This is a genomic window from Desulfuromusa ferrireducens (assembly GCF_055389805.1).
Window position 1 is genome coordinate 572449 of sequence record NZ_AP042415.1, and the last position, 15060, is coordinate 587508.

The 15060-nt window shown below is 53.9% G+C and carries 11 protein-coding genes; 8 read left to right on the forward strand and 3 right to left on the reverse strand.

Annotated features, from left to right (window positions below; all coding sequences use genetic code 11):
* The first annotated feature begins 44 nt into the window (after nt 1-44).
* The 3 genes from glpK to ACZ5PT_RS02555 all read left to right on the forward strand — a co-directional run bounded on the left by glpK (nt 45) and on the right by ACZ5PT_RS02555 (nt 2638).
* A complete protein-coding gene (glpK, locus tag ACZ5PT_RS02545) occupies nt 45-1556 on the forward strand; it encodes a glycerol kinase GlpK (protein ID WP_464265243.1) in 1512 nt (503 codons plus the stop codon).
* Between the two features lie 248 nt (nt 1557-1804).
* Nucleotides 1805-2326, forward strand: coding sequence for a glycine/sarcosine/betaine reductase selenoprotein B family protein (locus ACZ5PT_RS02550; RefSeq protein ID WP_464265244.1), 522 nt, complete (start codon nt 1805-1807; stop codon nt 2324-2326).
* Nucleotides 2327-2344: 18 nt separating this feature from the next.
* Entirely contained in the window at nt 2345-2638 is a 294-nt protein-coding gene (locus ACZ5PT_RS02555) for a hypothetical protein (protein ID WP_464265245.1), read from the forward strand.
* Nucleotides 2639-2804: 166 nt separating this feature from the next.
* Here the strand turns inward: ACZ5PT_RS02555 and ACZ5PT_RS02560 are convergent, their stop codons facing one another.
* Nucleotides 2805-3026, reverse strand: coding sequence for a hypothetical protein (locus ACZ5PT_RS02560; protein WP_464265246.1), 222 nt, complete (start codon nt 3024-3026; stop codon nt 2805-2807).
* A gap of 458 nt (nt 3027-3484) precedes the next feature.
* Here ACZ5PT_RS02560 and hypD point away from each other — a divergent pair, with 458 nt between their 5' ends.
* From hypD to ACZ5PT_RS02585, 5 genes are all read left to right on the forward strand, one after another.
* The gene (gene hypD / locus ACZ5PT_RS02565; protein WP_464265247.1) at nt 3485-5941 is read left to right on the forward strand and encodes a trans-4-hydroxy-L-proline dehydratase; all 2457 of its coding nucleotides are present in this window, start codon (nt 3485-3487) and stop codon (nt 5939-5941) included.
* A 460-nt stretch (nt 5942-6401) separates the two neighbouring features.
* Nucleotides 6402-7310 carry a glycyl-radical enzyme activating protein gene (locus tag ACZ5PT_RS02570; RefSeq protein ID WP_464265248.1) on the forward strand — a complete coding sequence of 303 codons (909 nt, stop codon included), beginning with the start codon at nt 6402-6404 and terminating at the stop codon, nt 7308-7310.
* A 280-nt stretch (nt 7311-7590) separates the two neighbouring features.
* Nucleotides 7591-7875 (forward strand): hypothetical protein, encoded by a 285-nt coding sequence (locus ACZ5PT_RS02575; protein WP_464265249.1) that lies wholly within the window; start codon nt 7591-7593, stop codon nt 7873-7875.
* A gap of 90 nt (nt 7876-7965) precedes the next feature.
* On the forward strand, nt 7966-9291 hold the full coding sequence (locus ACZ5PT_RS02580) for a hypothetical protein (RefSeq protein ID WP_464265250.1): 1326 nt from the start codon (nt 7966-7968) through the stop codon (nt 9289-9291).
* A gap of 45 nt (nt 9292-9336) precedes the next feature.
* Nucleotides 9337-10248 carry a DMT family transporter gene (locus ACZ5PT_RS02585; RefSeq protein WP_464265251.1) on the forward strand — a complete coding sequence of 304 codons (912 nt, stop codon included), beginning with the start codon at nt 9337-9339 and terminating at the stop codon, nt 10246-10248.
* 44 nt (nt 10249-10292) lie between these two features.
* Here the strand turns inward: ACZ5PT_RS02585 and ACZ5PT_RS02590 are convergent, their stop codons facing one another.
* Both ACZ5PT_RS02590 and ACZ5PT_RS02595 read right to left on the reverse strand, forming a co-directional pair.
* Nucleotides 10293-10472 carry a hypothetical protein gene (locus ACZ5PT_RS02590; protein ID WP_464265252.1) on the reverse strand — a complete coding sequence of 60 codons (180 nt, stop codon included), beginning with the start codon at nt 10470-10472 and terminating at the stop codon, nt 10293-10295.
* 247 nt (nt 10473-10719) lie between these two features.
* Complete coding sequence (locus ACZ5PT_RS02595) at nt 10720-14877, reverse strand: choice-of-anchor O protein (RefSeq protein ID WP_464265253.1); 4158 nt, start codon at nt 14875-14877, stop codon at nt 10720-10722.
* Nucleotides 14878-15060: the final 183 nt, after the last annotated feature.

Genomic DNA, 15060 nt, shown 5'->3' on the forward strand with positions numbered 1-15060 from the left:
ATTTTCCACATATAATTCATGGTGAGGATTAAAGGAGAATAACTATGATGAAATACATTGCCGCCATCGATCAAGGGACCACCAGTTCGCGCTGTATGATTTTCAACCACGCCGGGGAGCCGGTTTCCAGCTCTCAGCTCGAACACCAGCAAATCTACCCGAAGCCGGGTTGGGTTGAACACGACGCCATCGAAATCTGGTCGCGCACCGAAGATGCCATTCGTGACGCGCTGGAAAAAGCCGGTCTGATTGCGGCCGATATCGCTGCCGTCGGCATCACCAACCAGCGCGAAACAACGCTCGTCTGGGATAAAAATACCGGACAGCCCTACCACAACGCCATCGTCTGGCAGGACACTCGCACCGATGATATTTGCAATGATCTTGCCGCTGAAGGCGGTCAGGATCGCCTGCGAGAACAGACCGGACTGCCGCTGGCAACCTACTTTTCCGGTCCAAAAATAAAGTGGCTGCTCGATAACGTTGCGGGCTTACGCGCTGCCGCCGAGCGTGGCGATGCGCTATTCGGCAACATGGACTCCTGGATTATCTGGCAGCTGACCGGTGGTATTAACGGCGGTGCCCACGTCACCGACGTCACCAACGCGTCACGGACCATGCTGATGAACCTCGAAGGGATCGAGTGGGACAACGAGATCCTCGCACTGATGGACATCCCGAAACAGATGCTGCCGCAGATCCGCCCTTCAAGCGATCCCGGATTTTATGGCCACACTCTAGAAAACGGTCCCTTCGGCGGAAAAATCCCGGTCTGCGGCGATCTCGGCGACCAGCAGGCCGCGACCGTCGGCCAGACCTGCTTCAGCGTCGGCGAAGCCAAGAACACCTACGGCACCGGCTGTTTTATGCTGCTCAATACCGGCACTGAAATCGTCCACTCTAAAAACGGCCTGCTGACCACGCCCTGCTATAAATTCGGCACCGAACCGACCGTCTATGCCCTGGAAGGCTCTATCGCTATCGCTGGGGCAGTGGTTCAGTGGCTGCGCGACCAGATGCGGATGATTAACACTGCCGCTGACGTGGAAAACCTGGCGCGCATGGTCGAGGACAACGGTGGCATGTATTTCGTCCCCGCCTTCTCCGGCCTGTTTGCTCCCTACTGGAGAAGTGATGCCCGCGGAGCCATCGTCGGCATGACCCGCTACCTGACCCGTGGCCACTTCGCCCGCGCCGCCCTGGAGGCAGTCGCCTACCAGACCCGTGAGGTGCTCGACGCCATGGAAGCCGATTCGGGAGTCAAACTAAAAGCGCTCAAAGTCGACGGTGGCATGGTCGCCAATGAACTGCTGATGCAGTATCAGGCTGACGTGCTCGGCGTTCCGGTTATCCGACCCAAGGTTGCCGAGAGTACCGCGCTCGGCGCTGCCTATGCCGCTGGACTGGCCGTTGGTTTCTGGAGGAGTACTGATGAGATGCGTCAGAACTGGGGAGTCGACAAAACCTGGACACCTGCCGAAGACGATACGCCACGAACCAAGAACTACCGCATGTGGAAAAAGGCGGTGACCCGCACCTTTGATTGGGTTGAGTAGCTTTTTCACAACAAAGAACAAAATCGCTCTTTTGATAAGTCACTCCCCCGGCCAAGCCCACTAATTTTGGACGGAGATTTTTGTCACGCCCCTAAACTGAAAAAGTCGTTTCTTCGGGACAAGTCCCACCCCCGAAACCCATTAAATTGGCGGAAACTTCTCAGTCGCCGATCGTCAATATAGCCGGCAAACCAGAAAGTCCTATCCGTGTTAGTATGATTTAGGCTCGCAACCTGGAAAGGATGACGATGAGCAGCTTGACGCGTATGAAGAATCGGGCCTTGGCCCGCTTGGCCACCCGCATCCCGACCCTGGCGCGGCGCTTTGTTGATGCCTACAAGCCGCAGCAGACTGAAGGGGAAATCCCCTGGTCGAGACCGGCCAAGCCATTGCAACAGGCAACACTGGCATTGGTAACCACTTCAGGTATCCACCACCAAAACCAGCCGCCGTTTGACATGACTGACAGCGATGGCGACCCAAGTTATCGGGTTCTTAACGGGGAGGTACTCTTTGATGACTTCCAGATCACCCACGACTATTACGATCACAGTGACGCCCGCAAAGATCCGAACATCATCTTCCCCCTCCAACGACTGCAAGAATTGGTCAGCGAAGGGGTCATCGGCAATTTGTCGCAGTTCCATTATGCCTTTATGGGCCATATTGACGGTCGACATATCGCCACGTTGGTCGAAGAGACTGCCAAAGAAGTCGCCGCGAAGCTCAAGGCCGAACAGGTTGACCTGGTTCTCCTGACCCCGGCCTGAGGCATCTGCAATCAATCCGTGGGATTGATACAAAGAGAAATTGAACGGGCGGGAATTGCCACCATCGGCATTTCTATCGTCAGAGAATACTCGGAGAAGGTCAGGCCACCACGAACGGTCTTTTTACATTGGCCCTTCGGCCATCCGCTCGGCGAACCGAGTAACCGGCAGCAGCAACGCGCGGTGGTGCTGGAGGCGTTACGGGCGCTTTACCAGATTGACGAACCTGGCACCATCATCGATCTGCCGTTTCTCTGGCGACGGGAGAAGTACATCGACTACCAACCACCGCTGGCAGCGGAACTGCAATAGCCGGGTAAAACCGGGCGTATCTCAAGCAGGACGTATATGACTAAGCTCGATGGCGCGAGGAGCCCCCATAAAAAAGAGTGCTCCTCGCGTCGCTTGTATTTTCCCAGCGAGCAAGCATCTATTTGATGATGACAAAAGGTGACCGATGAATTGCACCTGGCAAAACTTACGATTTTTTCAAACGACCTTCTCTGCTAGCACCTTTATCCGGGGACTCTTGGCTCCCATCCTTCGTAACAGAAAGGCGGTCCGTACCGTACAGCAAGTTTTTCATATTCTGCTGCTCTTCATCCTGGTTAAACCGGCGAACCAAACGTTCACGCTCGGCCTGCTCGGAAAAATGAGACTGCCGTTCGACGTGTTCACGAATTTTCCACAGATCGCTCATGGACAATTCCTTTTCATCAGAGAGTGTTGATAGATACAGACAAGGAGAACTCTATCACCGACCCGCCATCAGTCAAGGTATCTTTTACCATTTTTGGTATTAAATTAATTTGTTCTTTGATGCGCTGTAAAACAAAAACGACACACTCTAATTTCGGAGTGGTCCACTCCCCCCGGTTTATTTACGCGTGACTATTTTATTCATTGGCAAATAAAGATCTTGGTTCCACCCTTGCTCCACAACCAAACAAAACAGCTCTTTTTGTAGTAATTTCGATAGATTAGTCAACATGGCAACACCAGCGAATGATTGGTATCCAAATTGCTCAATAGAATAGTGCGGTCCGCAACGGCGACACATCTTGTCTCTACAGCGGCATCCACAGTAAACTTACCGAGTGTTGTTTTTCAGCGCAGGCAATCACACCGCTGGCTGGTTTAAAGTGTAAAGGGAGCAAAATGGAAATCAAACCAAACGCAGAAAACGTTCCGCAGCGTAAAGCCGCCGCCGAAGGCAATTTTTATCCCGACCTGCCAAGCGCCATCGGCCCCGGAACGAACCCACGGATTCAGCGGTTACGTAAACTGAGCGTCGAAACCGCACCGAGCCTGTCGATCGAACGTGCTTTGCACGAAACGGCCTTCTACAAAGAAAACTATGGGAAATATTCCACCCCGGTGCTGCGCGCGCTGAACTTCCTCGATCACTGCCAAAAGAAAACCCTCTATATCGGTGCTGACGAGTTGATCGTCGGCGAACGTGGCCCACGTCCCTGTGCGGTGCCGACCTTCCCGGAACTGACCTGTCACAGCGTTGAAGATTTCCATGTTTTGAACACCCGCGACCAGCAACGCTACACGATCAGCCAGGAAGATATCGACACCTACGCGCGCGAGGTTATCCCCTACTGGCAGGGACGCACAGTGCGCGAGCGGATTTTCGGCCACGTGCCGAGCGAGTGGCAGACCGCCTACGAAGCCGGTCTGTTCACCGAGTTTATGGAACAGCGCGCCCCCGGCCACACGGCTCTCGACGGACAGATCTACCAAAAGGGGATGCTCGATTTCAAAGCGCAGATCGCCAGCGAGATTGCTGCCCTCGATTACCTGAACGACCCGGAAGCGACCGACAAGTTCGAAGAACTCAAAGCGATGGATATCTCCTGCGACGCAGTGATTCTGTTTGCCGAACGCCACGCAGAGCGAGCAGAACAGCTGGCGGCAAAAGAGGACGATCCGCAGCGGGCCGCAGAGCTAAAGAAGATTGCCGAGACCTGCCGCTTTGTACCGGCCAACAAACCACGGACCTTTTACGAGGCGATCCAGATGTACTGGTTCGTTCATCTGGGAACTATCACCGAACTGAACGGTTGGGACGCCATGAACCCCGGCCACTTCGACCAGCACCTGGCGCCTTTTTACAACGCTGAAATCGCCGCCGGCACTTTGAACCGCGCACAAGCCAAAGAGCTGCTCTGCTGCTTCTGGATCAAGGTTAACAACCACCCGGCGCCACCGAAGGTCGGCATCACAGCCCGTGAGAGTGGCACCTACAACGACTTCACCAACCTCAATATCGGCGGCATCACCAGTGACGGCAAGGATGGCGTCAGCGAAGTGTCCTACATCATGCTGGAGATCGTCGAGGAGTTGCACATTCTGCAACCGGGCAACGCCGTGCACGTCAGCAGCAAAACCCCCGATCGTTTCCTCAATGCCGCCTGCAAGGTGATCCGCCAAGGTCACGGCTACCCATCGGTCTTTAATCCTGATGTTTACGTGGTCGAACTGATGCGCCAGGGCAAGTCACTCAAAGACGCCCGCGAAGGCGGCACCAGCGGCTGCATCGAGGTCGGCGCCTTCGGCAAAGAAGCCTTCGTCCTGACCGGCTATTTGAACGTACCGAAACTGATCGAGGTGACCTTGAATAACGGCATCGACCCGCTTACCGGCAAACAGGTCAGTATCAAAACAGGGGATCCGCGTAATTTCACCAGCTATCAAGAGCTGTACGATGCCTTCGTCAAACAGCTCAACTATATCGTCGACCTGAAAGTACGGGTCAGCAATTACATCGACCGGATGTTCGCCAAGTACGCCCCGGCTCCGTTTTTGTCGGTGGTGATCGAAGACTGTATCAGTAAAGGCAGGGATTACTACGATGCCGGTCCGCGCTACAACACCAACTATATCCAGTGCACCGGCCTCGGCACTGTTACCGACAGCTTGGCGACACTGAAAAAACACGTTTTTGAAGAACAGACCTTCAGCATGGCACAGGTTCTCGATGCGGTGGCGAAGAACTTTGAGGGGGAAGAGTTCCTCCGCCAGACGATTCTCAACAAGACGCCGTTTTTCGGTAACGATGACGATTACGCCGATGATATCGCCCTGCAGGTTTATGCCGATCTGCTGGCCGCTATCGATGGCAAACCGAACACCAAGGGCGAAACCTTCCACCTGAATATGCTCTCGACCACCTGCCACATCTACTTCGGCAAGGTGATGGGCGCCACCCCCAACGGGCGCTTTGCCGGCAAATCAATTTCGGATGGCACCTCACCTTCGCACGGTGCTGACACCAAGGGGCCATCGGCGGTGATCCGCTCACTGACCAAGCTCGACCACACCATGAGCGGCGGCACCCTCCTCAACCAGCGCTTTTTACCGAGCTTGTTGAAACGGGATGAGGACATCACCAGGCTGGGGCAGTTGATCCGCAGCTACTTCACCTTGGGCGGTCACCACATCCAGTTTAATGTTGTCGATACAGCAACGCTGAAGGCCGCGCAGGAGTGTCCGGAGGATTACAAGGATCTGCTGGTGCGGATGGCGGGATATAGTGATTATTTCAACGATATGAATCAGGATCTGCAGCAGGAAGTTATTGAGCGGACAGAGAATGAGGCTTTTTGATCAAGCGGGCGCCCCAGCGGGTCGCCCCTACGGTTTCGCCTTTGCCTTTGCCCTTCCCCCCATCTGTTTTCGCCGTAGCGGAATCAAGATTTCGGGGGCTTTGCCGCGAGGTTAAGCGAAGCGCATGGGAGCGGCCCCGAGATCTTGATGTAGCGTAGGTTTCCGCGCAGCGGATGAAAACAGCTTGGGGCGTCTTCTTTTGGTTCGTTTTCTTGGACGAGCAAGAAAATGAACTCGGCTGGCGGGCCGAATCCCGCCGGTCCTGCTTCTGACTGTTTCATCAAAAAATCAAGGTCGCGGGGTTGCGGCCCCGCACACCGCCTTACTCTTTTGTCACGCCACAAAAGAGTAAGCAGAAAAAGGCGCCCGACCTCCTTGCCCTTCGAAATCCCTGCAAAGCAGCGCTACATTCCGGCGGCGTCACACGGGATTTAAGTTCACAAGCAAAAGAAAGCAGCTCATGCAATCTGCACTTACCTTCGACATCAAACGCTACGCCATCAACGATGGCCCCGGCATCCGCCTCTGCATCTTCCTCAAAGGTTGTCCGCTGAACTGCCACTGGTGCCACAACCCAGAAAGCATCTCTCCGCTGGTGCAGAAACTGTTCAGTGCCAGCAAGTGCATCGGTTGCGGGGAGTGCGTCAAGGTCTGCCCGGGCGAAGCCTGTAAATTGACCAAAGAGGGAATCATCACCGATCCGCAGCTGTGCAAGCTGTGCGGCCAGTGCGCTGAGGTCTGCCCAACCCTGGCGACAGAGATGTCAGGTCAAACGCAAACGGTTGCTGAGTTGTTGGAAATCATCGAAAAAGAACGCCCCTTCTTCGACCAGTCGGGCGGCGGGGTGACCTTCTCCGGCGGAGAACCGCTGCTCTACCCGGAATTTCTCTACGAAATTCTCGACGCCTGTGGAAAACGCGGCATCCATCGCTGCATCGATACCGCCGGTCTGGCAAAAACCGCAACCCTGCTCGAAATCGCCACACGCACCGATCTGTTTCTTTTTGACCTCAAACATATGGACAGCGAAAAGCACAAACAATGGACCGGGGTCGGCAATGAACTGATTGTGGAAAACCTGCAGGCATTAGCAAGAAGTGGTGCGGCCATCCAGATCCGCATCCCTTTGATCAAGGGGATTAATGCCGACGATGATAATCTCGCTGCGACCGCAGCCTTTATTGCGAAATTAGCTGGAGAAAAAAAATCTGTGGACCTGTTGCCCTACCACAATATCGCCAGTGGCAAAGATCAGAAACTCGGACAGAGCCGCAACCTGGCGGCGATGGCAGAACCGTCCGCCGAAGACTTGCAGCGCTGCTTTGCGATCTTCGCCAACCACGATTTGCTGGCGTTGATCGGCGGCTGAAACAACAATTTCCTATTCAGATATGAATAAACCGCCGCTCCGTTTATGCAAACACACATAGTTGGTTTTTCCGTTGCAGATAAGCCACATTCAAAAATGCTTACCCTCTAACATAAAAACCGTATACGCCCCCGACAAGCCCTGCAACTAGCTGATTTTCTGCTATATTACTCAGACCTTATTTTTAACAAATAAATTACCACATTTGGCACTTCCCTTGCTCAAGCAATAGGGCAGCAAACCAGACGCGCAATAATCCCACTTAAAAGAGGGGGACGAAATGGTCAGCGATACCGAGTGTGATTATCTTGGTGAAGACAAGCGCTTAGCCGTCGGCAAACAGGTCATGGCCTTCTGGTGCAAAGAGGGTTTCTACTATCACGGGGAGGGGATCATCGTAAAGATCGCCCGTGACAATGTGACCGTTCAACTGCAACAGCAAGTAGACAGGAGCGACGAGTTCACTATTGGCCAGACCATTCGCCTGCCACGTATCCGCGACAGCATCCACTGGAGCTCCCGCAACTGCGTCCGCCTGAAGAAAAAAATGGCACTGGCGGTATAGACTTTTTTCCTAAAAAAAACAGATCCCCAGGGAGCGGCCCGATTCGGCCGCTCCCTTTTATTTCAAGCGCCCCGGAAAGAATCCCGCGACATGCCCGAGCAACTCACCTACGGCAAAATCTTTCGCTTCTGGCTGCCGCTGGCGGCAACCTGGCTGATGATGGCGGCGGAAGGTCCGTTTCTCGCAGCGATTATCGCCCGCATGTCTGCGGAAAAACTGAACCTAGCAGCCTACGGCATTGCCTACGCTTTTGGGCTGGTGGCCGAATCGCCCGTCATTATGTTGATGAGTGCCAGCACCTCTCTCTGTAAAGACCGGATCAGCTACCAACGACTACGAACCTTTACCCTCTGGCTCTGCCTGGCAGTCACCCTGTTACTCGGGCTGTTTTTGCTGCCAGCACCGTTTTCCTTTTTTGCCGAAACACTGCTCGGCCTATCTCCCGAAATCGCCTCACTGACCCATCGGGCACTCCTCTGCCTCCTCCCTTGGGCGGCGGCGATCGGCGTACGGCGCTTTTATCAAGGAATCCTGATTGCCAGCCACAAAACCCGCCGGGTAGCCGTGGCAACGATATTGCGCCTGACAACGATGACATCCACGGCGCTGCTGTTTTACTACTTTGGGAACCTAAACGGTGCACAGGTTGGAGCATTGGCTCTGTCTTGCGGGGTGACAGCCGAAGCGCTGTTTACCCGCTATCTTTCCAGTCAGGCGATTGCTGAAATCCTGCAGAAACAACCGGCAGTCGATAGCAAACAGATGAGCTACCGCGACATCTGGAACTACTACTTGCCGCTCGCCCTGACTCCCTTTATCGGCCTGTCGATCCATCCTCTGGTCACCTTCTTTCTTGGCAAAAGTCGCGATGCCCTCGAATCTTTGGCTGTGATGCCAGTCATTTACGGGCTGACCTTCGTTTTTCGTGCGGTCGGGATTTCCTATCAAGAAGTGGCGATTGCTCTAATCGGTGAAGACCGCAGCAACTATCGAAAACTTCGCAACTTTGCCATTGGCCTGGGACTGTTCACCTCAACCTGCCTCAGCCTGATCGCCTTTACTCCGCTGGCCGAACTCTGGTTCCGCGACCTGTCTGGGCTGAGTCAGGAGATGAGTGATTTTGCTACCCCACCGCTGCAATTCATGGCTATTTTCCCAGCACTAACGGTGTTGATCTGCTGGCAACGAGCACTGTTGATTGACGCCCGAGTCACCCGCCCGGTATCGATTGCCACAGCCATCGAGGCCTGTGGGATTTTCGCTATTTTGACCTTGGCGGTGCTATACTTCCCCGTTTCCGGTGCTGTAGCCGCTTCAATCGCTTACCTGCTTGGAAGACTCCTGGCGGTTGCAATTCTGCGGCGGCCGGTCAATAAACAACTGAAGATCAATTTTGTACAAGAACGAGAAACGTAGCAGCGCTAAACTGTCCGCTACTCTAAGCCTAAAGGAACGATACTTTTGTCTCAATCTGATCTAACACAACCAACAGCCAGCAACGGTCACTGGTTCATCCTCGCTGGCGCAGTTCTCTGGGGAACAACCGGAACAGCTCAGGCGTTTGCTCCAGCCGGCTATGATCCGCTGGTGATTGGCACCCTGCGCTTGTTGATTGGTGGGCTGGCTCTCTTGGTGTTAGCTATCTTTCGGCGTGAACTGCGGAATCTAAACAACTTAAAATTCTGGCCCCTGTTACTCGCGGCCATATTTACCGCCGGCTATCAGCTCTGCTTTTTTGCCGCAGTGGCAAAAACCGGCGTTGCCATTGGAACTGTCGTCGGTATCGGCAGCGGTCCGATTTCCGGTGGCTTGTTGGGTTGGATTTTCCATGGCGAAAAGCTGGGTCGTCGCTGGGTTATTGCAACCTTGCTCGCGATCTCCGGCTGCGCGCTCCTCAGCCTATCGGGAGGAGACGTCTCGGTCGACCCTCTGGGGATTCTACTGGCGATCGGTGCCGGCGTTTTTTACGCGGCTTTCACACTGGTACTCAAAGATCTACTACAGGGAAACTCTACGATTGCAGTAACGGCCGTAGTCTTCTGCCTCGGAGCAATTATCCTATCGCCAATCATGTTGCAAGCAGATATTAACTGGTTATTGCAGCCACGCTCGATTGCCGTTGCATTGCATCTTGGAGTGGCCGCGACCGCGCTTGCCTATCTGTTGTTTGGTCATGGCCTAAAAACTGTGCAGGTCAGTACGGCAGTTACCCTAACTCTGGCTGAACCAATGACTGCTGCCATGCTGGGGATCATTGTTCTCGGTGAGCAGTTGAATATCCAAGCATTTGCTGGCATCGCCCTGATTTTCCTCGGCCTTGCATCACTGGTGTTAAAACGCAGACCAGCCTACAGACGAGTAAAAACAGGTTGAGCCGGGAGGTCTCGGCTCAACCCTAAGCACGAAAATCAAATTTTTTATTTCTTATTCGGTGCCTTGCGAATGAAAGAATGCTCCGTAGTTGTTGATCTTGGCTGGATCTTCTTGTGAGAAACACCGGGCTTGGTTACTGGCCCTTTTTTTGAGTCAGCGCCAACTTGCGCAACCATTCCAAACAAAAAAACAAACACTGACACATAAACAATTATCTTTTTCATGATTTCACTCCCCATTTCCATTTAGTTGAAATGCAAGGCACACCTTTCAATATGCCTTACGTCTATAGCCCCTCATTCAAGTTTCTATTTACAGTGACGACGGTACACACTGTGACACTTGGTACAGTTCATCTTGACGACCATGTCATGTCGACCCGTCCATCATCGGCCCGAGCCGATGATGGACGGATTTGTGTTCCAGCCGCAACGCCGGCAGCTCTTTTGCTTTTATCCTTTCAGTTCAGAATCAGTCGCTATCGCCACCGGAGTCGTCGCCAAAGTCACCATCCGAACCGACATCCTCTGCCAAAACCTCAGTCGTTGTTTCAGGAGCTGCTTCATTAACAGAAAACTCCATCGGCGCAATACGGCGGAACCAGATGTCGCTGCCCTCGAAGTGGCCCGGACTTTCAGGATCGACTGGCTCGATTTCCTGCAGCCAGCAGCTGTAGAAACGGGAACCATCCGGGGTCATCCGCAACTGCACCTCGCCCTGCTCGGGATCGCCTTTGCCCAGATAATCCCAACGGGTTACGATCTGTGGGAAGATGTTGCCATCCTCATCGGGAATCTCGGAATAGTTCCCATCACTGTCGGGGTTGACCTCCCACTCCTCTTCAATCATGGTCGTTCCCTTGTTCATTGAGAAGCTGTAGAACAGATCTTCCGGCGCCTTTTCAACGTCCGGCAGGTTGGTGGAGGTTCCGTAGGCCAAGTAGAAGATATTCGGGTTCTGCTTGTCTTCTGCGACTCCCGTCCACACTGCAACCCCTGTTGCAGTGTTTAACGCCTTGATCGTGCCGGGGACAGCGACGATCCGCGGCTCAATCACGCTGATCTTGTTGTTCTGGATCAGCGAAACGTTCTTCGCCGGCTCATACTCATCAGGCTCATAAGAGGTGACAACCTCGTAATGCATGGTCGCTTCGGTGACATCGTCCCCGTCGTCTGACAACTCTGCCCCAGAGATACCTTCTGGATCAATGAAGATATCGGTATGTTCCACCAAAACCGGCGTCCCATCTTCGTTCGCAGTTGGAGCCGGATCAGTAGTCCAGGTTTCGCCACCGTTGAAAGAACGACGGATGTAGAAATCGTACTTGTCATGAGCCATACGCGAAGCAGCCCAATTAGGGGTATAAGAATAGCCCATCACAACGAAGTCGCCACGGATCGCACCACGGTGGGCGCGGGCATCTTCGTAAGGATTCTCGCCCGACTTCAGCAACAGATTTTCTTCCGGCTGTTCCCAACTGCAAACCTTGGTACCATCTCCCTTGGCCGCATCATCACGATCCGGGTTAATCCAGGTATCAATCGGGGTCACGGTGCTGACGTTCTGCACGGCGACCCGGGTATCGGCTTCACTCTGCGGAATGAAGTTCTTTGGCGCCCATGGATTGCCGAGGATGACATTTCCGTCTGGATCTTTAACCACGCAGCGTCGAACCATGATGTCGGACGGCCGACCGGCACCATCTTCACCTTCTTTGTACAGCACGAGCAGCACTGTACCGGAGTTTCCCGTCAAAGCTGCGGTCTTCGACTGCAGGATAAAGCGCGGCCGCCGGGCGTTTTCGTAGGCCAGGATCGGATCACCCTTCCAGTCGTTGACCTGCTGGCCAGCCAGCGGGTTGTCTATCGGAACGTATTCGTCACCGACCAGCTCGGAGCCGCGATATTCAGGTTCAACAACGTTGAGCGGGTTGCCGTCGGCATCCGTCTCCGGCAGGTTGAGGATAGTGCCGGCACTGACCTTATCGGGATTCTGGAAATCGAAGCTATGATAGATAGCGTTCTTGCCCGAATCCGGGAAGGTTTCGTAGGGATCATAACCGGTGCCATCCTCAAGCTGGTCGCCATCTGTTTCGCCCGCATCCTCGTCCGGCCCCAGACCGACACCCTTGGTTTCCTCGTAAGCCATAATCGCCCAAGCGCTCTTGGTTCCGTCAGGCTTAGTGTAGGTCTGCATGAACAGGTTCGGCCGCGCCGCGCCGGTGTTGCCATCGAGCGCCCGGCCATCGTTGGTAACCACCACGGTCTTCAATTCATCCTGCTGGTTGGTGAATTCATAAAGAACACCGCCATCCCCATCGTTCCAATCAACGGCATCACCTTCATGGACCAGAGTGCCATCCCAGTCCCATAAACCTTCCAACATATATCCGTAGCGATGGGCACCGTCGCTGTCAGCATCGGAACTGGTCTCTGTATTGTAGATCGGAGTAAAATTACCATCGTCATCTACCGCTGGTAGCCCTGTGGCTTCATCCAACTCAACCCACATATTCTCAGTGTTAACCACATCGTTGTCAGAAATCCGCACAGGCAGTGACATCGGAACCAAAGCTTTGACCCGCCCGGCAAAATCGATATCGTCATGCTCCGGATCGCCACCCGAAACGAAGTTTTCATCGACCTTGGCGAAATCGGCCCACGTCACGTAGCTGTACCAGATGTCGGTCTTGTGGTTGGTGGTTGCACCGCCCCAACCGGGACCGGGGCCTTTGGCTTCACCCGGACGCAAGCCGCCCGGGTCTTCCTGCCAGGAGATACCGAAACCGGCACCATCGGCAGCGCCCATGAAAATCTGGTTGGCATCGCGGCGTCCCGAGGTCAAACGCTCAGGCTTGAACCAAACAATATCTCCCTCAAAAGCACCAACACCATTGTTGACATCGGTCTGGGTGGCGATGATGCCGCGTGCAGTCCACACAGCGCTGTAGGGCACTTCGCCGACTTCCGGGTAGCCCTGGTCGGTGTAATCAACCGAGAGATGCGGACCACTAACACCCCAGATATCATCCACGACATAGGGATCGTCGTACGTGTACCCATCTCCTTCGTCGGTATCCGTCGTTAATGGATCATCTACCGTAATCGCATAACGCGGCTTGCCACCTTTGGCGAACTTGCTGGTCCAGGAAATCAGAATTTTGTTGCCCTTGACCTGGAAGACCGGCTTTTTACAATGACCATAAAACTCTTCGCCGTTGGCCAGAAGAAATGATGAACGATAGGCCATACGCGAAATATTTTTCCGTTTCCAGGTCTTGCCATCATCGCGGGAAACCGCTGCCCAGACATCATGGGCTCCGGTTTCCGGGTCTTCGTCGGTATAAGTTGCGATCAACGGCTTGGCAACCTCCGCATCACGTATGAAATTACCCTCTTCGTCATAGTATTCGATCGTCACCGGAACCGGGTCGGTGTAAAGTTCCGCGTCGTCTGGATAATCGGAATCGGGAACCTGCGCTGCGTTGGCCTCCAACGCCGGGAACCAGACACCCATAACATTCAACTTGGCTTTTGCGCTGCCGAGCAGCGGTGTCTTGGAAACATTCTTGCGGAACATAACGCTGTCCAGAGTCTTGTCCAGATGATCCAACGCATCCTCGACATTCACGTTGTCCAGCATCAAGCCATCGACTTCAGCCAGTTCGATTGTTTTGGCAATAATATCTTCAATCTGAACACTGTCAGAAAAATCGAAACTGTCATAACCCAATTCCTGCATCGCCGCATCCAGATAGTCATTGACTGCCGGGGTGATGGAGATCCCACTTTGTGGGTCGGCATCGCTATCTAGACTCTGCAGCAGGCTGGCCATATTACCTACTTCCCTATTGGTGGTATCGGCCATTTCAAACAGATCGAGCGGTGAAATTTTGTGGGCGGCAACGGTGGTACCGAGGACATAATTGCCGATCGACAGGGTGACCGATTCGCCGGGGAAAAAATCGAAGGCACCAGCTTCGTCGGTCAAGTTGCTATTGGTCGGGGTGCGAAATGTCAGGCCGCCGACCGGAGAATCGATAAAGTGGCCGCGGCTCGGGTGCGACAGCATGTAACTGAACCACCAGCCCTTACCGACCCCTTCGAATTCCAGTTCGTCCAGCGACTCTTCGTCGATATCGCCGAACTCGGTGTCGGCACCCTCGCCGGTATAGGCCCAGGCCGCTGCGGCGGCGATGATATTGCCGTTGTCATCGAACTGTTCCCCGGTGACATGCACGGCGATATTCTGCACTCGCAGCTCGGAGTAAGGTTCGCCCCAGGAGAAGCCCAGGTCTGCTTCTAGGTCGAGCACCAGAACGCCGCTCCCCTCTGAATCTTGGTAAGGGTCCTTGTACGTAAATCGACCGGGGACCAGGTTCCCTTTTCTGGATGCCGGAACCGGATCGTTACCGACGTAGATATGGGTCGTTTTCAACTTCCAGCCGTCAACGCCGTCGAGCCGAAGCTGAAACTTGTCGCCGGTATTCCAGACACTGACAACACCAATTTTTTCAAGAGTTTGGGTGATGAGTGGTGCCTGAACCAAACCTGGCCCCTCGTTGTGCACTGCATATGCAGTGGAGGAAAAAAGCAATAGTGCGAAAATGATGCAACCCAGCCTTTTCATAATGCCCCCGATAGAAAACTAAAACGCTCACACAGATACTTTTCATTTCGCATAACTACCTCACATTCAAAAAAGTCAGGACTTGGCCATTTCATTTATAGGGTCTGCACCCTCCTCTCCCCTCAACAATTGCCTTAGCGAGGTTACTAAACCAAATATGGATTGGCACTAGGAACAGCCGCT